The 22553-nt window shown below is 62.8% G+C and carries 21 protein-coding genes; 11 read left to right on the forward strand and 10 right to left on the reverse strand.

Annotated features, from left to right (window positions below; translation table 11 throughout):
- Position 1: 1 nt before the first annotated feature.
- From PVE35_RS15260 to PVE35_RS15275, 4 genes are all read right to left on the reverse strand, one after another.
- Entirely contained in the window at positions 2 to 478 is a 477-nt protein-coding gene (locus PVE35_RS15260; RefSeq protein WP_277372291.1) for a DUF2271 domain-containing protein, read from the reverse strand.
- Positions 479 to 493: 15 nt separating this feature from the next.
- Positions 494 to 943 (reverse strand): PepSY domain-containing protein, encoded by a 450-nt coding sequence (locus tag PVE35_RS15265; protein WP_277372292.1) that lies wholly within the window; start codon positions 941 to 943, stop codon positions 494 to 496.
- Between the two features lie 391 nt (positions 944 to 1334).
- Positions 1335 to 2204: an AraC family transcriptional regulator gene (locus tag PVE35_RS15270; protein WP_277372293.1), complete on the reverse strand. Its 870-nt coding sequence runs from the start codon at positions 2202 to 2204 to the stop codon at positions 1335 to 1337.
- 124 nt (positions 2205 to 2328) lie between these two features.
- A complete protein-coding gene (locus tag PVE35_RS15275; protein WP_277372294.1) occupies positions 2329 to 2832 on the reverse strand; it encodes a MarR family transcriptional regulator in 504 nt (167 codons plus the stop codon).
- A gap of 85 nt (positions 2833 to 2917) precedes the next feature.
- Here PVE35_RS15275 and PVE35_RS15280 point away from each other — a divergent pair, with 85 nt between their 5' ends.
- Positions 2918 to 3820: a DMT family transporter gene (locus PVE35_RS15280; protein WP_277372295.1), complete on the forward strand. Its 903-nt coding sequence runs from the start codon at positions 2918 to 2920 to the stop codon at positions 3818 to 3820.
- Positions 3817 to 4992 carry a cyanate transporter gene (locus PVE35_RS15285; RefSeq protein WP_277372296.1) on the forward strand — a complete coding sequence of 392 codons (1176 nt, stop codon included), beginning with the start codon at positions 3817 to 3819 and terminating at the stop codon, positions 4990 to 4992. The genes PVE35_RS15280 and PVE35_RS15285 overlap by 4 nt, the downstream gene beginning before the upstream one ends.
- Positions 4993 to 5197: 205 nt before the next feature.
- On the opposite strand, the gene fadD1 is transcribed toward PVE35_RS15285, so the two are convergent.
- Both fadD1 and fadD2 read right to left on the reverse strand, forming a co-directional pair.
- Positions 5198 to 6886: a long-chain-fatty-acid--CoA ligase FadD1 gene (fadD1, locus tag PVE35_RS15290; protein ID WP_268182767.1), complete on the reverse strand. Its 1689-nt coding sequence runs from the start codon at positions 6884 to 6886 to the stop codon at positions 5198 to 5200.
- A gap of 389 nt (positions 6887 to 7275) precedes the next feature.
- Positions 7276 to 8964, reverse strand: a complete 1689-nt coding sequence (gene fadD2, locus PVE35_RS15295; protein WP_277372297.1) for a long-chain-fatty-acid--CoA ligase FadD2 — start codon at positions 8962 to 8964, stop codon at positions 7276 to 7278.
- Between the two features lie 216 nt (positions 8965 to 9180).
- Between fadD2 and PVE35_RS15300 the strand changes: the two genes are divergently transcribed.
- The 7 genes from PVE35_RS15300 (at position 9181) to codA (ending at position 16484) form a co-directional block, all read left to right on the forward strand.
- Positions 9181 to 10140: an alpha/beta hydrolase gene (locus PVE35_RS15300; protein ID WP_268182762.1), complete on the forward strand. Its 960-nt coding sequence runs from the start codon at positions 9181 to 9183 to the stop codon at positions 10138 to 10140.
- Positions 10137 to 10607: a MaoC family dehydratase gene (locus PVE35_RS15305; RefSeq protein ID WP_277372298.1), complete on the forward strand. Its 471-nt coding sequence runs from the start codon at positions 10137 to 10139 to the stop codon at positions 10605 to 10607. The genes PVE35_RS15300 and PVE35_RS15305 overlap by 4 nt, the downstream gene beginning before the upstream one ends.
- Before the next feature lie 89 nt (positions 10608 to 10696).
- Positions 10697 to 11671, forward strand: coding sequence for an IS5 family transposase (locus PVE35_RS15310; RefSeq protein ID WP_277374894.1), 975 nt, complete (start codon positions 10697 to 10699; stop codon positions 11669 to 11671).
- Between the two features lie 315 nt (positions 11672 to 11986).
- Positions 11987 to 12295, forward strand: a complete 309-nt coding sequence (locus PVE35_RS15315; protein ID WP_277372299.1) for a hypothetical protein — start codon at positions 11987 to 11989, stop codon at positions 12293 to 12295.
- Positions 12296 to 12745: 450 nt separating this feature from the next.
- Complete coding sequence (codB, locus tag PVE35_RS15320) at positions 12746 to 14017, forward strand: cytosine permease (RefSeq protein ID WP_277372300.1); 1272 nt, start codon at positions 12746 to 12748, stop codon at positions 14015 to 14017.
- A complete protein-coding gene (locus PVE35_RS15325; RefSeq protein WP_277372301.1) occupies positions 14014 to 15237 on the forward strand; it encodes a PucR family transcriptional regulator in 1224 nt (407 codons plus the stop codon). Before codB ends, PVE35_RS15325 begins: the two co-directional genes overlap by 4 nt.
- Before the next feature lie 11 nt (positions 15238 to 15248).
- A complete protein-coding gene (gene codA, locus PVE35_RS15330) occupies positions 15249 to 16484 on the forward strand; it encodes a cytosine deaminase (protein ID WP_277372302.1) in 1236 nt (411 codons plus the stop codon).
- Between the two features lie 27 nt (positions 16485 to 16511).
- Here codA and PVE35_RS15335 read toward each other — a convergent pair whose 3' ends face one another.
- The 3 genes from PVE35_RS15335 to yegS all read right to left on the reverse strand — a co-directional run bounded on the left by PVE35_RS15335 (position 16512) and on the right by yegS (position 19750).
- The gene (locus tag PVE35_RS15335; RefSeq protein ID WP_277372303.1) at positions 16512 to 17318 is read right to left on the reverse strand and encodes an MOSC domain-containing protein; all 807 of its coding nucleotides are present in this window, start codon (positions 17316 to 17318) and stop codon (positions 16512 to 16514) included.
- 345 nt (positions 17319 to 17663) lie between these two features.
- The gene (locus tag PVE35_RS15340; protein WP_277372304.1) at positions 17664 to 18596 is read right to left on the reverse strand and encodes a chemotaxis protein CheV; all 933 of its coding nucleotides are present in this window, start codon (positions 18594 to 18596) and stop codon (positions 17664 to 17666) included.
- 233 nt (positions 18597 to 18829) lie between these two features.
- Entirely contained in the window at positions 18830 to 19750 is a 921-nt protein-coding gene (yegS, locus tag PVE35_RS15345; protein WP_268182747.1) for a lipid kinase YegS, read from the reverse strand.
- Between the two features lie 157 nt (positions 19751 to 19907).
- Between yegS and PVE35_RS15350 the strand changes: the two genes are divergently transcribed.
- Together PVE35_RS15350 and PVE35_RS15355 are read left to right on the forward strand one after the other, a co-directional pair.
- Positions 19908 to 20606 carry a pirin family protein gene (locus tag PVE35_RS15350; RefSeq protein WP_268182746.1) on the forward strand — a complete coding sequence of 233 codons (699 nt, stop codon included), beginning with the start codon at positions 19908 to 19910 and terminating at the stop codon, positions 20604 to 20606.
- Between the two features lie 110 nt (positions 20607 to 20716).
- Complete coding sequence (locus PVE35_RS15355; RefSeq protein WP_277372305.1) at positions 20717 to 21754, forward strand: AraC family transcriptional regulator; 1038 nt, start codon at positions 20717 to 20719, stop codon at positions 21752 to 21754.
- Positions 21755 to 21823: 69 nt separating this feature from the next.
- Here PVE35_RS15355 and PVE35_RS15360 read toward each other — a convergent pair whose 3' ends face one another.
- Complete coding sequence (locus tag PVE35_RS15360; RefSeq protein WP_277372306.1) at positions 21824 to 22495, reverse strand: DNA-3-methyladenine glycosylase I; 672 nt, start codon at positions 22493 to 22495, stop codon at positions 21824 to 21826.
- Positions 22496 to 22553: the final 58 nt, after the last annotated feature.

Consider the following 22553-nt stretch of genomic DNA (forward strand, 5'->3'; position numbering starts at 1 on the left):
GCTATTCGATCTCGTAGCTCAGCGACTGAACGTACTGTTTGCCTCGATGGGCCTTGCCGGCCTCCTGGCGAGTCAAGGGTATGCGGACGTCGGAAGGGCTATCACGCATGTCTTCCACTGCGGCGTCGATACGCAGCTCGTAGCCAGCATCGATCAGCGCATCGGCCAGCTCGGCCGTCACTTTCAGTGAACGCCCTGCGCCAACACTGGCGCCGGTGACGCCGGCCAAGCGCGAGGTATCACTGGCGGACAGACGGTTCCACTCTGACAGATGCTTGTAGTACTTGGCCTTGCCACCTGCTACCCACAAGGTGCGGACATAAGCACCATTGGCATCGGTGAGGTAAATAGCCAGATAGGCGCCCTCGCCATCGTAGCCTTTCATCTGGGTGGTAATGGTCACCGAGCTGGCTTGCGACAGGGCGGGGACAGCCACCAGCGCACAAGTCGCAGCCAATGTGTTTAGGAAACGGGTCATCGACTTCTCCTTTAATCAATCGATTGGATCGCGCGGCGTGGCCGGCATGGACTCGGGCGGGGGATTGCCTGAACGATGGGCGTGCGAGGCGTCCATAGGGGCCTCGGCGGATCGGTGAGAATGCTTGCCGTCGTGATCCTTGTACTTGAACTTCACAATGGCCAGGGTCTGCGGATCGAGTTTGGCCTTGAAGGCGCGCCCCTGAGCATCAGTGCCCTTAATCTCATAGCAGCCGTCGTCGATTTTCAGGCGGCGCAAGTGCCAGCCTTGTGAAGCGGCCATCTCGCGTACAGCTTCGCGCGATTGCCACAGCGATATCGGGACGTCACAGTCGTCATCAGCCAGGCTCGACAACGCAGCAAATCCCAAGAAAAGCGCCAGAAACGCCTGGTACAGAAAGGAACGGCGTTTCCTGACAACTGCCGCAGGCACCGTCCGGCTGGATTCAGCGCTTGCATGAGTCATTGCAGCTCTCCTGCCCTTTGCGGATTAGGCCTAGATCAATTCTGAGACGCTCGCAGCTCAATGGATTGACCATGGTCAATCAACTGTCATCTTTCGGTGGGCGTGCCAATTCGCCAGCGGACATCAGCGACCGCACCGCGAAACGGCTATTGCAACGGACTGCGTCATGGCATCCCTCCCTGGCTTGCATTAAGAGGAGTATCGCCAACGAGTCTTAACGAAAACTGAACAAGTGGCATGGAGCCTCGACGCTCCAGCGTCCGCCACAAGCAATGGCGTGCCGTGCTGTGACGCAGAGCGTCACGGGCCTGCTCCCACACCGGAGCGTGGGAGCCATCGATCTTTCGGCCTGCACGCAGCCTAGCCAAACACTGACGTGCCCTCATTGCCCCTAACGCAGCGGCACATAGATATCCGTTTGCCATTGATCCTTGGGCGTCTCGGGGTAAATGCTCAGGTATTCAAAGAACAACGGCTGGTCGCGCAGCTCTTCGCCGCTGTTCGGCAGCCAATCACGATAGATCGGATAGATCGTTTCACCGATATGATCCGGGGAGCCCATATGCCGAACCACGGCATAACGCCCGCCCGGTATGATCAGCTCGCGAATGTTGAATTCGTTTGCCGCCACGGTCTCTCGAATCTCGCCACAAATGGCGAAGCGAAACTCCTCGGCTGGCGTGGTATCGGGGTTGCCGTATGGAATGCCGAAGGAGCGGCTCGATGCTACCGGCGACTGCCCGCTTTGCTTGCGCCATTGGATGAAGGTGTTGACGCTTTCATCGACCCGCTCAGGTGGGCCGCAATGCTCCAATGCGGCGACGCGGACGGGTGAGAAATCGACGATTTGTACGTGCATGGCGACAGTCCTTGAAAAGTGAGGGATGGCGAATACCGTATTCCATACCTGCCAATTGGGGGCCTTTCTGAATTCGCTGGGCGGCATGCCAAACGCTCGCCTGAATGCCCTACTGAACGCTTCAGGGCTTTCAAACCCTGCTTGAAGTGCAGCGCCCAATACCGAGAGTTCCGCTCGGGCCACCAGACCATGGGCAGCGCGCCGCAGTCGCATCAGTTGCACATAGCGTGAAACCGGTACGCCAACGAACGCGCCGAATTGCCGATGGAAGTGAAAGGGCGAAAAGCTCGCCACCTGACTCAACACCTTGACCGACAGATCGCCATCGAGGTTGGCATCGATATAGGCGAGCACAGCGTTGAAGCGCTGAGTGTAAGTCGAGGCAGACGCTTGAGCAGACACGGGGCAGGGTCTCCAGGAATACGGTAAGCGCTAGCCTAGGCAATGGCGCCATGCCTGCGCCTAGCCGCACTTGCTCAGTTGAACCCGCAGATCACTCCCACACGAGTGCGCGTGCGCCATCGAACTACTCCCCTTCCCGCTCAGCCAACCCCGCCAGCAACTTGCCCTGCAATTCATGCAACGCACGCTGCTCGTCGGCGGTCAATCCTGAGAGCACGCGCTGCAGGTTGGCCACATGGGCTGCGAGCATGCCGTCGATCAGCTCGAAACCGGCCGGGGTCAGCGCCACCAGCACGCCACGGCGGTCACTGGGGTGCTTGCGCCGCTCGATCAACCCGGCCTTTTCCAGGCGGTCGATGCGGCTGGTCATGCCGCCCGAGGAGATCATCGCGCTCTCGTACAAGGCAGTGGGCATCAGGGCATAGGGCTCGCCCGCGCGGCGCAGGGTGGCAAGCAGGTCGAATTCGCCGGCCTGCAGGCCGTATTCGGCGAAGAACGGCAGCAGGTGATCACGGCTGATCACCTGGCTGAGCTCACCCAAACGCCCGATCACGGCCATGGAAAAGCCATCCAGGTCGGGCCGCTGTCGTTGCCACTGTTCAGCGGCCAGTTGTGCGCGGTCTTGCATGTCGCCCTCAATTTATCTTGCCATCAAGATACTTTTCAAAAAGAATGTTGCCATCGTAGCGTATCTACACCAAGGAGGCATCTGCATGTCCGGCAACCCCAATCGACCCCTTCTGGCCCTGGCCCTGCTGTTCAGCATCGGCACGCTGATGGGGCTGACCAGCAATCTGGTCAAGGTGGCTGGCAGCATCGGCTGGCAGCCGATAGCCTATCTGCTGTGGAGCTTGTCCGGCGGTGGTCTGCTGCTGTTGCTGTTCGCCTGGTGGCGCGGCGAGCGGCCCGGCATGAGCCTGCCGCAACAGCGTTATTACCTGGCGTCAGGGCTGCTCAGCATCGCCGTGCCGAATGCTCTGTTGTTCAGCTCCATCGGCCATGTCGGGGCTGGTTTCGCCTCGATGTGCCTGGCCTTCCCGCCCTTGTTCACCTACCTGCTGGCCCTGGCGCTGCGCATGGAGGGGCTCAGCCGCATCCGCCTGCTGGGCATCTGCATCGGCTTGTCGGGTAGTCTGATACTGGCGTTGGGCAAATTGCATGGCGGTGATGGCCCGATCTTGTGGGTGCTCGCTGCGCTGAGCGTGCCGCTGTTCCTGGCGCTGGGCAACATCTACCGGGCCCGCTACTGGCCGAGCGGCGCCACGCCCCTGTCGCTGGCGCCCGGCATGTTGCTGGGCGGAGCCTTGCTGCTGATCGTCACGACGCTGTTCGGCGTAGATTTCTCGCCACGCCTGGACAGCACACTGGCGGTAGCTCTGCTGGCAGCGCAGATGGTGCTGTTCGCAGCGGTCTACGCGCTGTTCTTCATCCTGCAGAACCTGGCCGGCACGGTATTCCTCAGCCAGATTGGTTCGGTGGCAGCGATCACCGGCGCCGCTATCGCCATCGGCCTGCTCGGCGAACAAGGCAGCCTGAGCCTGTTGCTGGCGGCACTGTGCATCGTCGGCGGCGTGCTGCTGGTGGCCTGGCGTGGCGCGAAGGAGGCCCAGGCATGAAGCGTCAGAGCCTGCTGCTGATCGCCATCGTTCTGCTTGGCCTGAACCTGCGCCCGGTGCTGGCCGCCATCGGCCCGTTGCTCGACCGCATCCAGCTCGATACCGGCCTGGATCATATCGGTGCCAGCCTGCTGACCAGCCTGCCGGTGGTGATCATGGGGCTCGGCGCCCTGACCGCCGCGGCGTTGCGCGAGCGCCTGGGAGAAGGCAACGGCATTCTGCTCGGCGTGCTGCTGATCGCCGTCGCCTGTCTGCTGCGTGGCCTGCTGCCCGACGCCACCACCTTGATCACCACGGCGTTGCTGGCCGGTGCCGGTATCGCCTTCATCCAGGCCTTGTTGCCGGGCCTGATCAAGTCACGCTTCGCGGCCGACAGTGGCCGCCTGATCGGCTTCTACAGTTGCGCGATCATGGGCGGTGCGGCCTTCGGTGCGGCGCTGACGCCCTGGCTGGCGCAGTCGCTGGGCTGGTCATGGGCGTTGGCTGGCTGGGCACTGCCCGCTCTGCTGGCGGCCGCGCTCTGGCTACGCGCCGCACCGAGACAAGCTGTGGCGGCATCGGGCAACGTGGCTCACCTGAACGTCTGGCGCTCACCCAGAGCCTGGCTGCTGATGAGCTTCTTCGGGGTCGGTACGGCAGGTTATACCCTGGTGCTGGCCTGGCTGCCGCCTTACTACACGGCACTGGGCTGGAGCGCGCAGTCGAGCGGCCTGCTGCTGGCGGCACTGACGCTATGCGAGGTGTTCGCCGGTCTGCTGGCATCGAGCCTGCTGCCACGTTACCCGGATCGTCGCGTGTTGCTGGGCGTGGTACTGCTATCGCTGCTGGCTGGCCTGCTGGGTCTGATCTTCGCGCCTCTGCAATTGGCGGTGCCGATCTGTTTGCTGCTGGGCATCGGCATCGGCGCGCTGTTCCCGCTGTCGCTGGTGGTGGCCCAGGATCACCTGGACGACCCAAGGCAGACCGGCGACCTGCTGGCCTTCGTGCAGGGCGGCGGCTACCTGATCGCCGCCACGGCTCCATTCCTGGCAGGCCTGCTACGCCAGTACACCGCCGACCTGCGCCTGAGCTGGCTGGCGATGGCCGTGGCCACCCTGGTGCTGATGGCCATGGCCGCCCGCTTCGCTCCGGGTAGCGGGCAATTCCACACCCGCCCCATTCATGGCCTGTAGGGCGGCCTCACGAGCGTGGCGAGTAGTCCACCATGCCATGCCTGGCAACACGACTTGCCGGCATGCCCATGGTGCTGAGCCGTAGGGTGCACCGTGCGCACCGATTCGCCCCAGCAAGAACGCGGTGCGCACAGCGCACCCTACGAGAAAGGTGGCACCAATGAAAACGCCACCCGGAGGTGGCGTTTTCATCAGCAGGCTCGAATCACTTCTTGCCCAGCTTCTTCAGCTCTTCGTCGCGCAGTTCGCGGCGCAGGATCTTGCCGACGTTGGTGGTCGGCAGCACATCGCGAAACTCCACGGCCTTGGGCACCTTGTAGCCGGTGAGGTTGGCGCGCATGTGCTCCATCACCTGTTCCTTGGTCAGGCTCTCGCCCGGCTTGACCACCACGAACACCTTGATCGCCTCACCGGACTTCTCGTCCGGCACGCCGATGGCGGCGCACTGCAGCACGCCCGGCAGGGTCGCCAGCACGTCTTCCAGCTCGTTCGGGTAGACGTTGAAGCCGGACACCAGAATCATGTCCTTCTTGCGGTCGACGATGCGCATGTAGCCGTCTTCCTGGATCAGACCGATATCGCCGGTCTTCAGCCAGCCGTCGGCGTCGAGGATTTCATCGGTGGCTTCCTGGCGCTGCCAGTAGCCCTTCATCACCTGTGGGCCCTTCACGCACAGCTCGCCGATCTCGCCGATGGGTAGCTCCTGGCCCTCGTCGCTGATGATCTTGCATTGGGTCGAGGGCACCGGAATGCCGATGGTGCCGAGCTGGATGGCGCTGAACGGGTTGACCGAGGCCACCGGGCTGGTCTCGGTCATGCCGAAACCTTCGCAGATGGCGCAGCCGGTGACTTGCTTCCAACGCTCGGCGGTGGCCAGTTGCAGGGCCATGCCGCCGGAGACGGTGAGCTTTAGCGCGGAGAAGTCCAACTTGCGGAAGTCCTCGTTGTTGCACAGGGCGACGAACAGGGTGTTGAGGCCAACGAAGCCGGTGAAGCGATACTTGGCCAGATCCTTGACCACCGCCGGCAGGTCGCGCGGGTTGGTCAGCAGGATGTTGTGGCCGCCAATCAGCATCATCGCCATGCAATGGAAGGTGAAGGCGTAGATGTGGTACAGCGGCAACGGCGCAATCAGCACCTCGCAGCCTTCATCGAGGTTGGCGCCCATCAGTTCCTTGACCTGCAGCATGTTGGCCACCAGGTTGCGATGGGTGAGCATGGCGCCCTTGGCCACCCCAGTGGTGCCGCCGGTGTATTGCAGCACGGCGATATCGCCATTGCTCGGGCTGGCTTCGCTGAAGCTCTGGCCACGACCCTTGGCCAGAACGTCGTTGAGCCTTACCGCCTGCGGCAGATTGTAGGCCGGCACCATTTTTTTCACATGCTTGATCACGAAGTTGACCAACAGACGCTTGAAGGTCGGCAGCATGTCGCCGACTTCGGTGACGATCACCGTCTTCACGCCAGTCTTGGGCACCACCTGTTCGGCCAGGTGGGCCATGTTGGCCAGGCAGATCAGCGCCTTGGCACCGGAGTCGTTGAACTGGTGCTCCATTTCCCGCACGGTGTACAGCGGGTTGGTATTGACCACCACCAGGCCGGCGCGCATGGCACCGAATACCACGATGGGGTACTGCAGCACGTTGGGCAGTTGCACGGCGATGCGGTCGCCAGGCTTGAGATCGGTGTGCTTCTGCAGATAGGCGGCGAAGTCACCGGAGAGTTTGTAGATCTCGCCGTAGGTGAGGGTCTTGCCCAGGTTGCTGAAAGCAGGCTTGTCGGCGAAGCGTTGGCAGGACTCCTTCAGCACCGCGAGTATGTTCGGGTACTGGTCGGGATCGATTTCGGCAGCCACCCCAACGGGATACTTGTCCTTCCAGAAATTTTCGGTCATGGAAGCCCACTCCTAAGCAACAGCTAATCTTCACCGCGCACAGGCGGCTATTTGTTGTGTATTTGGCCTACCAGCCCACTGCCCCTCAGGCCGGAAGCGCGCCGAGAGTAGCAGCTTTACCAGAGGCTCACCAGCACCAAGGATGGCCTTCCCGGTCAATAAAATGACCAGAACATAAATAAAAGTCACATACTGCACATCCACCTAAAACCCTGACAGAGCTCTCTAGCCTGCGTATTACAACGCAGACGAGCAGGTGAATGATGGATAGGACGAGGGGGTCGAGGCGGGAATGACGCTTGGCACGGCCGGTTGGCCGTTACCAAAACACAACAAATGACCAGCAAGTGAGGCAAGCCCCTCCGAATTGCACGGAGGGGCCTGGGCGATCAGGCGATGTCGCGCAGCTCGCGACGCAGGATCTTGCCGACCGGCGTCATCGGCAGGGAATCGCGCAGCACGATGTGCTTGGGTACCTTGTAGCCGGTGAAGTTCTCCTTGCAGTAGGCCTTGAGCTCGTCCACGGTGACGCCCCCTTCGCGCGGCACCACGAACAGCTTGACCACCTCGCCGGACTTCTCGTCCGGCACGCCGATGGCCGCGCAACTGGCCACCTTCGGGTGGGCCATGACCACATCCTCGATCTCGTTGGGATACACGTTGAAGCCGGAGACGATGATCATGTCCTTCTTGCGGTCGACGATGCGCACGTAGCCGTCCGGGTCGATCACCGCGATATCGCCGGTCTTGAACCAGCCTTCGGCGTCGAGCACCTCAGCGGTGGCCTCCTCGCGCTGCCAGTAGCCCTTCATCACCTGTGGCCCTTTGATGCACAGCTCGCCGCGCTCGCCCAGCGGCAGCTCGTTGCCGTCGTCGTCGATCACCTTGAACGCAGTGCCGGGAATCGGAATGCCGACGGTGCCCAGGCGCGCCTTCTCACCATAGGGATTGGTGCTGGCCACGGGGGAAGTCTCGGTAAGGCCATAGCCTTCCACCACTGTGCAGCCGGTCATCTGCTTCCAGCGCTCGGCGGTGGCCTTGACCAGCGCGGTGCCGCCGGAGTTGGTGACCTTGAGGGCAGAGAAGTCGAGGTTCTTGAACTCGGGGTTGTCCATCAGCGCGACGAACAGGGTGTTGAGCCCCAGCAACGCGGAGAACTTCCACTTGCCCAGTTCCTTAACGAAACCGGGAATATCACGCGGATTGGTGATCAGCACGTTGTGGTTGCCGTTGACCATCATGCACATGCAGTTCACGGTGAAGGCATAGATGTGGTACAGCGGCAGCGGCGCGATCATGATTTCCTGGCCCGGCTTCATCAGCGGCGTGCCATCCGCGCCGAGCTGCGACAGGCAGGCATCGACCTGCAGCATGTTGGCCACCAGGTTGCCGTGGGTGAGCATGGCGCCCTTGGCCACCCCGGTGGTGCCGCCGGTGTACTGCAGCACGGCGATGTCGTCATGGCCAGTCTTGACCGGCGTCAGCGCCTGGCCATGACCCTGCTTGAGCACCTGCTTGAAGGGAACAGCCTGCGGCAGGTGGTAATCCGGCACCATCTTCTTGACCTTCTTCACCACGGTGTTGACCAACCAGCCCTTGAGGCTCGGCAGCAGATCACCCATCCGGGCTTCGATCAGGTACTCGATCTCGGTGTCCGGCAGCACCTCCTGCACCAGCTTGCCGAACATGTTCAGGTACACCAGCGCACGCACGCCGGCGTCCTTGAACTGGTGACGCATCTCGCGGGCGGTGTACAGCGGATTGGTGTTGACCACGATCAGCCCGGCACGCATGGCGCCGAACACGGCGATGGGATACTGCAGCACGTTGGGCATCTGCACGGCGATGCGGTCGCCCGGCTTGAGGTCGGTGTGCTTCTGCAGATAGCCGGCGAAGGCCGCCGACAGGCGATCCAGCTCGGCATAGTTCAGTGTGACGCCCAGATTGCTGAACGCCGGACGGTCGGCGAAGCGCTTGCAGGAACGCTCGAACACCTCGATCACCGACTTGTAGCTGGACAGGTCGATGTCGTTGGGTACCCCAGCGGCGCGTTTGTCGTTCCAGAAATCAGGCTGCATTGTTGTTGTCCTCTTCCCCTGAAATGATCTGACTGCCCGGAAAGTAGCAGTTCAGAGCCCCTGCGCCTATAGCTCGAAAGCGTCATTGATGGCCTGAATCTCGATATAAACGCAGCGATTCGTTACCGATCTTTACCGGATGGGCGATACCTTGCCGCTATGCCGGATCGGCTGCAGCGTGCACAATGCCGCCAGTCCCCGGCACAAGGATTCGCCATGCGCCACACTGCCTTCCCCATGGCCACCCGCGACGGCGTGCACCTGCACGTCAACCACTGGCATGGCGACACGCCACCGCGCGCCATCGTCATGCTCGCTCACGGCATGGCCGAGCACAGCCTGCGCTATGCGCGCCTGGCCGAGCGCCTGGTGAGCGCCGGCTTCGACCTCTATGCCCATGACCAGCGCGGCCATGGCCGCAGCGCCGAACAGGGCACCCTGGGCCACTATGCCGACGAGGATGGCTGGCACAAGGTGGTCGAAGACCTGGCCACCCTTAACCATCATATTCGCCAGCAGCATCCACAGGTGCCGATCTTCCTGCTCGGCCACAGCATGGGCAGCTACATCGGCATGGCCTACCTGTTGGGCCATAGCTGCAGCCTGCAGGGCGCTGTCCTCTCCGGCTCCAACTACCAGCCGGTGGCGCTGTACAAGGCCGCGCGGCTGATCGCCCGCTTCGAGCGCTGGCGCCTGGGGCCGAAGGGGCGCAGCAAGGTCATCGACTTTCTCTCCTTCGGCTCGTTCAACAAGGCCTTCAAGCCCAACCGCACGGCCTTCGACTGGCTCAGCCGCGATGCGCAAGAAGTGGACAAATACGTGACCGACCCGCTATGCGGCTTCGTCTGCACCACGCAACTGTGGTGCGACCTGCTCGAGGGCCTGCAACAGATCACCCCGGTGGACAACCTGGCGCAGATCGACGCCGACCTGCCACTGCTGGTGATCGGCGGCAGCCGCGACCCGGTCAGCGACGGCCAGCGCCTGCAGCACCTGGCCGAGGCCCTGAACGCTGCTGGCGTGCGTGACGTGCAGTTGAAGATCTACCCCGAGGCCCGTCACGAGCTGTTCAACGAGCTCAACCGTGACGAGGTCAGCGAACACTTGGTCGCTTGGCTCGAGCAGGTACTGGGCCACGACCGACACCCTATTAGCGATGAAAGGAGCAAAGCATGACCCAGGTAACCAACATCCCCTACGAGGCCCTCGAAGTCGGCCAGCAGGCCAGTTTCGAGAAGCAGGTGGAGGAACGCGACGTGCAACTCTTCGCCGCCGTGTCCGGTGACAACAACCCGGTGCACCTGGACGCCGCCTTCGCCGCCGAGACCATGTTCAAGGAGCGCATCGCCCACGGCATGTTCACCGGCGCCCTGATCAGCGCCGCCATCGCCTGCAACCTGCCCGGCCCGGGCACCATCTACCTCGGCCAGCAACTCAAGTTCACCCGCCCGGTGAAGCTCGGCGACACCCTCACCGTGAAGCTGGAAGTGCTGGAAAAACTGCCGAAGAACCGCGTGCGCATCGCCACCCGCGTGTTCAACCAGGACGGCAAGCAGGTAGTGGACGGCGAAGCCGAAGTGCTGGCCCCCAGCGCCGAGCAGACCGTGACCATGCCGCCGATGCCGCAAGTCACCGTCGACTGAGGCGCTGCTTAGTAAAAGCCCTAAGGAAACCCTGAAGAAGACTTCCTGATTTTGGCAGAATGCCCGAGTTCTACTCGCCGAGCTTCCCGATGAAGCAGATGACCTTCGCCGATGCCGAGTACGCTGGCAAGCGCAAGCAGACCCGCAAGGAATTGTTCCTGATCGAGATGGATCAGGTGGTGCCGTGGAAGGGGTTGCTTGCCTTGATTGAGCCGCACTACCCGAAAGGTGGTCGTCCTGCCTACCCGCTGATGGCGATGCTGCGTGTGCACTTGATGCAAAACTGGTTCGGCTACAGCGATCCGGCGATGGAAGAAGCGCTGTACGAGACGACGATCCTGCGCCAGTTCGCAGGCTTGAGCCTGGAGCGTATACCGGACGAAACGACCATCCTCAATTTCCGTCGACTGCTGGAGAAGAACGATCTGGCTGCCGGCATTCTTGGTGTCATCAATGGCTACCTGGGCGACCGAGGCCTGTCCTTGCGTCAAGGCACCATCGTCGATGCCACGCTGATTCATGCACCCAGTTCGACCAAGAACAGGGAAGGCAAACGCGACCCCGAAATGCACCAGACCAAGAAAGGCAACCAGTACTACTTCGGTGCCAAGGCACATATCGGGGTCGATGTGGAGTCGGGGTTGGTGCACCACATCCATGTCACAGCCGCCAATGTTGCGGACGTCACCCAGGTGGACAAGCTGCTGCATGGCGAAGAGAACATGGTGGCGGCTGACGCCGGTTATACGGGCGTCGAGAAGCGCGAGGAGCATGAGGGGCGCCAGGTCATCTGGCAGATCGCGGCTCGGCGCAGCACGTACGAAAAGCACGGCAAGAAAAGTGCACTGTACAAGGCATACCGCAGCCTCGAGAAAGCCAAAGCGCAGACCCGCTCGAAGGTTGAGCACCCGTTCCGGGTGATCAAACGCCAGTTTGGTTACACCAAGGTGCGGTTTCGTGGCTTGGCGAAGAACACCGTCCAGATGGTGACGTTATTCGCTCTGTCGAACCTGTGGATGGCACGCCGATATTTGTTGGTGGGTGCAGGAGAGGTGCGTCTGTAATGTGGAAAATGGCCTCCGCAGGTTGATTGCGGAGGTCAGAAACGGAGAAACAAGCGGGTTATCTGAGCATTTTCGATCAGATGGACTCTTTCAAAATCGGCAGTGGCCGAAGTCGGCCAGAAATAGCGGCCTATTTCAGACCTTCCCTAAGAATAATGAACGCCACTCAGCCTAAGGGCAGCAGCCCCGGATACCCCAATGGATATATGCGATACACCAACTCATCTAGCCCACGCCCTCAAGGGGTCGACCCTACAACAGGGAAAACCGTACCAAACAGTAGCGGCCACTACCCAATCGACTAGGAGTTATTAAATGAAATCCTATCTAACCTCGCTAATTGGTCAAAAAATAATAACCCTGCATATGGACGACGAAAGCGCTGGAATGATCTTTGAAGACAAATCTAAGCTCTCCATCTTTAACAGGCATCGATTTTCATCAAGAGATATCAATCAACTGACTGGAAGCAAAGTAAAGTCGATCAATGAGAGTGAGGAGAAAATAAATATAGAGCTTCATAACGGAATACTCTTAGAGATATTCCTGGACAGCGACTCTTGGGTCGGACCGGAGGCAGTGGAGCTAATACTGCCCGATGGTCAATTTGTTGTCTGGAGCTAAGCCTTCTAGGGCGGGTCATTGATCCGTCCTCGGTTCTCACCAATCCATCGTGCCGACTGGCACGCCCACAGATGGTTTGGGTGAAGGTCAGAGCATCACTCGACGAGTTATACCTGTAGCTAACCTAATCTACGTTCTGTATCAATTTACCCAGCAGCTCGTTCAGAGCTTTTCGGTTTAAGGCGTCAGGTTGTACCTGCACTGTGTTCAAGTTGGCGCAGCGCCTACAGCCAACCAAAATCCGCTGCAAGCTGGTGCGCGACCGCAGCGTCGCGCACCACTTTTGTTCTACACTCACAAACCTTGAGCGACCTGGCACTGCATAAGTGCTTTTCTTTGTGCGCTTCGCACAAATCTCTTTGACAACCTTGCCAAGCCAGCCGCTGCGCTGATTTCTGGCACGCCCCCTGCTATCGCCAAGGCTTCAACACCCACACCGGAGCCAGGTCCATGAGCAACGTCACCCCCGATAGCGATTACCCCTTGAGCGAGGTGCCCAACGGCGCGCGCAAGGGGCTGTTTTCCACCGCCATCCTGCTGTTCGGTTTCACCTTCTTCACCGCCACCATGTTCGCCGGCGGCAAGATCGGCATGGCCTTCGACTTCACCACCCTGCTCTGGGCCGCAGTGATCGGTAACCTGCTGCTCGGCCTGTATGCCGCCGTACTGGGCCTGATCGCCTGCCGCAGCGGGCTGAACTCGGTGCTGATGGGCCGTTTCTGCTTCGGCGAGGTGGGCAGCAAACTGTCCGACATGCTGCTGGGCTTCACCCAGATCGGCTGGTACGCCTGGGGCACGGCGACCATCGCCATAGTGCTGGTGAAGATACTCGGCCTGCCCGAAGGCCTGACCATCCCGCTGATGGTGCTGTTCGGCTTCGGCTTCTGCCTCACCGCCTTCGTCGGCTACAAGGGCCTGGATCTGCTTTCGCGCGTCGCCGTGCCGGCCATGCTGGTGCTGCTGGTGGTCTCGCTGTGGATCGCCACCCGTGATATCGGCGGCCTCGCCGGCCTGCTGGCGGTGGAGCCCAAGGAGAGCATGAGCCTGAGCGTGGCCATCACCCTGGTGTTCGGCACCTTCGTCAGCGGCGCCACCCAGGCCACCAACTGGACGCGCTTCGCCAGGAGCGGCCGCGTCGCGGTGCTGGCCAGCCTGTTTGGCTTCTTCATCGGCAACGGCCTGATGATCGTTGCCGGCGCCTACGGCGCCATCGTCTATCAGCAGCCGGACGTGGTCGAGGTGCTGGTGCTGCAGGGGCTGTCCATGGCCGCCGTGATCATGCTGTTCCTCAACCTGTGGACCACCCAGGACAACACCATCTACAACTTCGCCGCCGCCGGCTGCAACCTGCTGCGCACCGGCAAGCGCAAGACCGTGACCCTGGTCGGCGCCGGTATCGGCACCGGGCTTGCCATCGGCGGCATGTACGAGATGCTGATTCCCTTCCTGATTCTGCTCGGCTCGATCATCCCGCCAATCGGCGGCGTGATCATGGCCGACTTCTTCTACGGCCACCGCGCGCGTTATCCGAAACTGGCCGAGGCACACCTGCCGGCGTTCAACTGGGTCGGCCTGGGCGCCTACCTGATCGGTTCACTGAGCGCCTACTTCTCGCCCTGGGTCGCGCCGCTGGTGGGTATTGCCGTGGCTGCCGTGGCCTACGTGGTGCTGTTCGAGGCGAACAAGGCCCTGGTCGGCCGTCAGCAGGTAGCGGGCGCGTGAGCCTGACCGTCGCCGACGTACTCGCCCTGCCCGATCTGGCCAGCATGCGCCTGCGTGCCGGCCAGGCCGGGCGCGATAATGCCGTGCGCTGGCCCTACGTGGCCGAGAACGAAGGCATCGCCGACTGGGTGATGGGCGGCGAGCTGATCTTCGTCACCGGCATCAACCACCCGCGCGACGAAGCCAACCTGCTGCGCCTGGTGCGTGAGGGTCATGAGCGTGTGGTCGCCGGCATGGTCATCCTTACCGGCGCCGAGTTCATCCAAGCCATCCCGCCAAGTGTCATCGCCGAAGCCGAGCGCCTGAACCTGCCGCTGATCGAACAGCCCTACGCGCTGAAGATGGTGGTGGTCACCCAGGCCATCGGCACCGCGCTGGTGCAGGCGCAGCAGCTCGGCCGCTCGCGCCAGCATGTGTTGGAACAGGTGCTGGACGGTGACTACCAGTCGCTCGACGTTTTGCTGCAACGCGGCGACAGCCTGGGACTGGCGCTGCACGTACCGCGTCAAGTGGCGCTGTTGCGTCTCGACGGCAGCGAGCAACTGTTCGGCGACTTGCCGGATGAAGACGCCGAGCGCCAGTTGCAGAGCCGTCAGCAACTGCTGCAACGGCGCCTGGAACAGAGCCTCGGCGAACTCGGTGACGCGCTGCCACTGGTCAGCCAGGGCCGTCACTGGATCGCCCTGCTGCCCTGCCCCGACGGCCAGGCCGAAGCCCGTAATCGCCAGGCCATGACCATGCTGCTCGACGAACTGCGCCCGCAGCTCGGCCCGCTACGTCTGTTCCTCGGTCTAGGCAGCGCCGGCTGCGCGGCGCCGCGTTTCGCTCAGGGCCTGGGCGAGGCACGCCAGGCCCTGGGCGTGGCACAGCGCTTCCCGGAGCGCCTGGGCCTGTGCAGTTTCAATGAATTGGGCGTGCTGGAACTGCTCGGCGCGATTCGTGATCGCAGCCTGCTCGATCGCTTCGTCGAGCGCGTGCTCGGCCCGCTGATCGGCGACGACTCGCGCCACCAACCGGTGCTGATGCCGACCCTAGAAGCCTGGTTCGCCGAGAACGGCAACCTGGCCCTGGCCGCGCAGCGCCTGAACGTTCACCGCAATACCCTGAGCTACCGTCTACAGCGCATCGAAGCGCTGAGCGGCTGCTCGTTCGACGATCCGCACGACCGCCTGAACATCAGCGTCGCGCTGTTGATCCGGCGCCTGTCGGCGCCTGCCTGAGAGGAACTTCCATGATCATCCACAATGCCCGCCTGCGCGGCCGCGATGGCCTGCACCGCATCACCCTGAATGGCGAGCGCATCGCCGCCATCGAAGCCCAACACGCCCTGCATCCCATGGCCGAGGGCGACCTGGACGCCGCCGGCAACCTGGTGGTGCCGCCCTTCGTCGAGCCGCACATCCACCTCGACGCCACCCTCACCGCCGGCGAGCCATCCTGGAACATGAGCGGCACGCTGTTCGAGGGCATCGAGCGCTGGGCCGAGCGCAAGGCACTGGTCACCCATGAAGACACCAAGACCCGCGCCAAGAAGACCATCGACATGCTGGTCGACCATGGTATTCAGCACGTGCGCACCCATGTCGACGTCACAGACCCCACACTGGCCGCGCTCAAGGCCATGCTCGAAGTGCGCGAGGAAACCCGCCATCTGATCGACCTGCAGATCGTCGCCTTTCCGCAGGAGGGCATCGAGTCCTATGCCAATGGTCGCGCGCTGATGGAGCAGGCCATCGAACTGGGCGCTGATGTGGTCGGCGGCATCCCGCACTTCGAGAACACCCGCGACCAGGGCGTGGCGTCGATCAAGTTCCTCATGGATCTGGCCGAGCGCAGCGGCTGCCTGGTGGACGTGCATTGCGACGAGACCGACGACCCGCAATCGCGCTTTCTCGAAGTGCTGGCCGAAGAAGCCCGCGTGCGTGGCATGGGCGCGCGGGTCACCGCCAGCCACACCACGGCCATGGGTTCCTACGACAACGCCTACTGCTCCAAACTGTTCCGCCTACTGAAGATGAGCGGCATCAGCTTCATCTCCTGCCCCACCGAGAGCATCCACCTGCAGGGGCGCTTCGACAGCTACCCGAAACGCCGCGGCCTGACCCGCGTGGCGGAGATCGACCGCGCCGGGATGAACGTCTGCTTCGGCCAGGACTCCATCGTCGACCCCTGGTACCCGCTGGGCAACGGCAACATCCTGCGTATCCTCGAAGCCGGCCTGCATATCTGCCACATGCTCGGCTACGAAGACCTCAAGCGCAGCCTGGATCTGATCACCGACAACTCGGCGCGTGCGCTGGCGTTGGGTGATCGTTATGGGTTGGAAGTGGGTCGCCCGGCCAACCTGCTGATCCTCTCGGCGCCGGACGATTACGAGATGGTGCGCAGCCAGGGCCACACGCTGGTGTCGGTGCGCCACAGCAAGGTGCTGATGCGCCGCACGCCGGCCAGCGTGGAGCGCGCCTGATCCTGTAGGAGCGAAGGGGGCCAGGCCTTATTCGAGCACTTCCACCGGCATGCCCACCTGCAGTTCGCCGACGCCACGGGGCAGCAGGTTTTGCCCGAAGTACACGCCACCTTCACGCTCGCGGTAGGTTTTGAGGGTGGTCAGCGGCTCGCGGTCGGCGCTGCGCTCGCCGCTCTGCGGATCGACCGTGGTCAGGATGCAACGGGTGCAGCCCTTGGCCACCTCGAACTCCACCGCGCCGATACGAATGCGTTTCCAGCCATCCTCGGCGTAAGGTTCGCTGCCCGTTACCACCAGGTTGGGGCGAAAGCGCAGCATCGACAGCGGCCGGCCGACACGCTGCGCCAGATCGTCCAGCGAGGCCTGGCCGATCAGCAGCAGGGGAAAACCATCGGCGAAGGCCACGCGGTCGCCCGGCTGAGCATAGGCGGTATCCACCTGGCGGGTGCGTGCTTCGGGCACCTGCACCAGGCGACAAGGGCGGCCCAGCAGGTCGCTGAGCCAGGCGGCAGCCTCGTCACCGGCATCGGGTACGCGCAGGCTGTCCTGCCAGACGGTCACACCACGCAGGTCCTGCTCGGGGTCGGGCAGCGCGACGCTGAGCTCGCCATGCCCGGCGGCGCTCAGGGTCAGGCCGCCGCGCGCGTCATACAGCGCCGAGAGCTGGCTCATCTGCGGCAACAGGCGTTGAGTGATGAAACGGCCGGTGGCGGCCTCGACCAGCATCCAGCGGCGGTCGCCATTGAGCCCCAGGCCATCGACGGCACTGCGCTGCAATGCCTCGCCCCGCCCGGACTTGAGCGGATAGCGATACAACTCGGAAAGGCTCAACATGATCGGGTTCTCCAGGGTCTGTTGACGTTTCGCGCACGGCCGCGACGGAGCCTGTTTTTGCGCGAGGCAAGGCGCGAGGAGCGAAGTTTGGTCATTCCAAATAAGCGACGAGTAACGCGGCATCGCGCAAAAACAGGCCCGTCCCTTCGGGTTGCGCGGCAAATTGCGCCATGCGTCGTTGCGGGATTTGGCAAGGGAACGACCATTACCTGCATCCCGCGCCTCGCGGAACGCCGCCCGGCCATGGCGCAATTTGATGCAGCAACGCGGCTCGCGTCGAAACGGCAACAGACCCTCGGCCGGCAAAACGTCCTTATACGAATTGCCGGCAGGGATCACAAGCGCTCAGGCAGGCTCGTCGAGGGCGAGACGGGCGCGCACCACATCCACCAGCTTGTCCGGCTGGAACTTGGAGAGGAAACCGTCGCAGCCGACCTTCTTCACCATGGCTTCGTTGAAGCTGCCGGACAGGGAGGTGTGCAGCACCACGTAGAGATCCTTGAGGCGCGGGTCGTTGCGGATTTCGCTGGTCAGGCGGTAGCCGTCCATTTCCGGCATCTCGGCGTCGGTGAAGACCATCAGCAGCTTGTCGGTCATCAGCTCGCCGCTGTCGGCCCAGGCCTTGAGCATATTGAGCGCCTTGAGGCCATCGCTGGCCATGTGCAGACGCATGCCCAACTGAGTGAGGGTGTCGCGTAACTGGCTCAGCGCCACGCTGGAGTCGTCCACCAGCAGCACTTCGCGGCCACGAGCCTTCTCCAGCAAGGGGTCGGCGAGTTTTTCGGCGGACACCTTGGTGCTCATCGGCACGATCTCGGCCAGCACCTTCTCCACGTCGATCACCTCGACGATCTGGTCGTCGACCTTGGTGATGGCGGTGAGGTAGTGCTGACGCCCGGCACCACCGGGCGGTGGCTGGATCGATTCCCAGTTGAGGTTGAGAATGCGGTCGACGCTGCCCACCAGGAAGGCCTGCACGGAGCGGTTGTATTCGGTGACGATGATGGTGCTGTGCTCGTCCGGCACCAGCGGGCGCATGCCGATGGCCTGGGACAGGTCGATCACCGGCAGGGTGTGGCCGCGCAGGTTGACTACCCCGCAGACGAAGCGATGGCGCTGTGGCATCAGCGTCAGCTTGGGCAGTTGCAGGACTTCCTGCACCTTGAACACGTTGATCGCGAAGAGCTGACGCCCGGCCAGACGGAACATGAGGATTTCCAGACGGTTTTCACCGACTAGCTGTGTACGTTGATCCACTGAATCAAGAATGCCGGCCATCACGCGCTCCCATGGTGTTTATTGAGTCTAGCAGGCCGTTGAAAAACGTAGACGAGGCAGGCAAGACAAGGCAAAGACGACCGAAAAAGCGCAGTTTACCTGCTGTAAATGAGCATTTTCAGGTCGGCTTTACCGCAGTATTGCCAACGCAGGCAGTTTTTCAGCGACCTGCGAGCCTGCCTTCGGCATATCGGCAGGCAGCCGGCAGACTGAAGATCGCTGGCGCCCAGCCATCATGCCTTAGCACCTTGCGCCTGACCAGCGTGCAGCAACGGCGAGTGCAGTGGCAGGTGCAAACTCAGTGCACTCGGCTTGGCGGCGAAACGCAGCTCACGGCTGACCATGGGCTCGCCATCGAGGTTGAGGTCGAGCCCCTCTGGCGCATCCACCTCCAGCCAGGGTAGTCGAGCGCTGATGGCTACGCTCTGCAAACCGAGAATGCCACCGGACAACAGCGTGCCGAAGGTGCCGATCACATCGGAGGCGGCGGGCAGGATGCAGACATCCAATAGACCATCATCGACCACAGCCTCCGGGCATAGCACATGCCCGCCACCGGCCTGGCGGCCGTTGCCGATGCCCAGGGCGAGGAACTCACCCTGCCACTCGAAATCCGGCCCACGAAAATGCCCGGCCGCTGCGCGCACCTCGGAAAAACGGCTGAGCCCGGTGAGCAGATAGGCGGCGCCACCGAGCACTTTCTTCAGCTCCTCCGACGTATGGGCCGTGACGTTGGAGCCGAAACCACCGGTGGCCATGTTGAGGAACACGCGCTCCCCGGCCAGGCCGACATCCACCGCCACCGGCTCCACGTCGAGCAGCGCCAGTGCCGCGGCGGGTGTCGGGGTTATTCCGGCCGAGCGGGCGAAGTCGTTGGCGGTGCCCAACGGCAATAGCGCCAGGCTGGCCTGGCCGCCGTGCTCGATCAAAGCCTCGGTGACATCGCGCAAGGTGCCGTCACCACCGCCAGCGATCAGTATCGGGTAGCCGGCCGCCAAGCCTTCGCCGACCAGCCGCTGGGCATCGCCTGCTTCCCAGGTCAGGCGCACGGCGATCTCCCAGCCCTGCTCGCGCATACCATGCACCGCCGCCCTGACTTCCTCGTTCAGCGCCTGCTTGCCATGCAAGATCAACCAGGCCTTGCGTTTGCTCATCGCCATTCCCCCGTAGCGCGCTGCAGTGACCAACATATCGAATCAATAGATTCTTATAGCGCAGAATTTGCTCTATTAAATCGATTCAAGCGAAATCATCATGGCGTCATCGCCCCTTGCCAAGGGGCTTCTCCCTGGCAAGCCAAGAGGATTGACCATGATCGAAGTACGTCCGTTCGAGCAACTCGGCGCAGCCCATCACGGCTGGCTGAACGCCCGCCATCATTTTTCCTTCGCCGACTATCACGACCCACAGCGCATGAACTGGGGCCGCCTACGCGTCTGGAACGATGACGAAATCGCCCCGCAATCAGGCTTCCCGCCGCACCCGCACCGTGACATGGAGATCATCACCTATGTACGCGAAGGCGCCATCACCCACCAGGACAACCTGGGCAACAAAGGCCGCACCGAAGCCGGCGACGTGCAGGTGATGAGCGCCGGCAGCGGCATCGCCCACAGTGAATACAACCTGGAGCACGAAACCACCCGGATCTTCCAGATCTGGATTCAGCCCACCCAGACAGGCCTGCCGCCTTCCTGGGGCGCCAAGCCCTTTCCCAAGGGGGATCGCGCCGGCGCCTTCATCACCCTGGCCAGCGGCTTCGCGGGCGACAACGATGCCCTGCCCATCCGCACCGATGCCCGTCTGGTGGCTGCCACGATCGAGGCCGGGCAAAGCGCCGAATACAGCCTGCAACCCGGGCACAAGGCTTATCTGGTGGGGGCCACGGGGCGTTTCGCGGTCAACGGCGTCGCCGCCAAGGCGCGCGATGGCGTGGCCATTGCCGATGAGACTTCGATCCGCATCGAAGCCGAGGAAGACAGCGAAATCGTGCTGGTGGATCTGCGCTGAGCGAAGTGCAGGATGGTAGCCGCCCATCCTGCGCTGCCCGTGCCCAGGCATTCATGCTAGGGTTCGTCGGCACATGCCTGGCAGCAGGCAGCCGACAACGACAAGATCACATGCACACCCCAGGCTCCACCTCCATCGCCAGCCTGAGCACCTACCTGCGCCAGGCCCAGCATCTCGACCTGGACATCCAGGCGGCGCTGAACGCGGCCGGGCTCGACGCTGCCCTGCTCCATGACCACAGCCAACGCATCCCCTGCAGCCAGCATGAACGTCTGCTGGCCCATCTGCTCGCCCAGTCCGTCGACCCGCTGTTCGGCCTTCACGCCGCACGCTTCGTGCAGCCTGGGTCATGGAGCGTACTCGGCTACATCACCATGAACTGCGCCACCCTCGGCGAAGCCATGAGTCGCATCGTGCCTTACGAGAAGCTGGTCGGCGAGATGGGCAGCAGCCGCCTGGAAATGGCCGGCGACCATCTGCGCCTGATCTGGAGCTGCCAGCAGACCCAGGCTGAGGTGCGCCGACACCTGGTGGAAAACGTGCTGGCATCCTGGCTGCTGTATGCGCGCTGGCTCAGCAACAGCGAACGCGCACCGCACGCGGTCTGGTTCGAGCACCCGCAACCTGAATCAACGGCCCTCGAGGAGTACCAGCAACTGTTCGGCTGCCCGGTGCGCTTCGGCCAACCCTGCAACGCCCTGCTGGTGCCGCTGGACGTCCTCGAACTGCCCCTGCGCCAGGCCGATGCCAACCTGCTGCGCACCCTGGAGGAACATGCCCTGGCACTGATGGCCGAACTGGGTGACGACGAGCCGCTGCCGCAGCGGGTGAAGAACGCCCTGCGCCTGCTGCTCAAGGATGGTCTGCCACGCAAGGAACGGGTGGCGGAAAGGTTCGCCATGACCGTGCGCACCCTGCAACGCCACCTGCAACAGGCCGGCACCAGCTACCAGCAGATTCTCGACGAGTTGCGCCAGGAACTGGCCGAGCACTATCTGCTGCACAGCGATCTAGCCGTGCAGGACATCGCCAGCTACCTGGGCTTCACCGAGGCGCGCTCCTTCCACCGCAGCTTCAAGGGCTGGACCGGACAGACGCCAGGCGAGTTTCGCGAGGCGCGCCGCGGCCGCGAAGGCCTGCTGCCGTAGCCCGGATGCAATCCGGTAACCCTTGCGCGAGCTGCCCCGGATTGCATCCGGGCTACGCAGGCAAACGACTCAGTGATTGACCGTATGCGCCAGCATCACCGATAGCTGACACAGCGGCCGGCCACTCTCGGCCTGCCACTGGTTGAAGGCGGCCTGCACCGCAGCGAGATCCTTCTGGCTGGTCGGCGCCTTGTCGATGATGTTCTGCGCCTTGAGCGCGGCGACCATGTCATCGGTGGGGATGAAGGTGTCCTTGCCCACCATGCGCAGAAAGCGCGGCGCCGACAGCCCGCCGAGCTGGTTGCCGTGCTTGGCCAGGTACTTCCACAGTCCGACGATATCGCTCACCGGCCAGTCGGCGATCAGGGCGCCAAAGCTGCCTTTCTCGCGGCGCACATCGAGGATGAACTGGGCATTGCGCGGCACGCTCTTGAGCTTGCCCAGATGACGGATCAAACGCGCATCCTGCATCAGGTTCTCCAGACGCTCGGCGCCCATCAGCACCACCTTTTCCGGGTCGAAGCCGAAGAACACCTCCTCGAACGCCGGCCACTTGGCGTCCACCAGGCTGTGCTTGAGGCCGGCGCGGAAGATGCGCAAGCTGATCAGGGACAGGTAGCGGTCATCGCTCAGCGCGCGCAGCTCGGCCTCGCTGCGCGGCTGCGGCAGCATGGCTTCCAGGGCCTTGGCAGAGCCGAAGCGATTGAGGCAGAACGCGTGCAGCCACTTGTAATCACGCATGAATCGAATCCTTCATGGAACGGACGACGAAGCCTGCACGCAGATGCTCACCTCTCGC

Origin of the sequence: Pseudomonas sp. AA-38 (assembly GCF_029457475.1) — a bacterium.
Taxonomy (GTDB): Bacteria; Pseudomonadota; Gammaproteobacteria; order Pseudomonadales; family Pseudomonadaceae; genus Aquipseudomonas.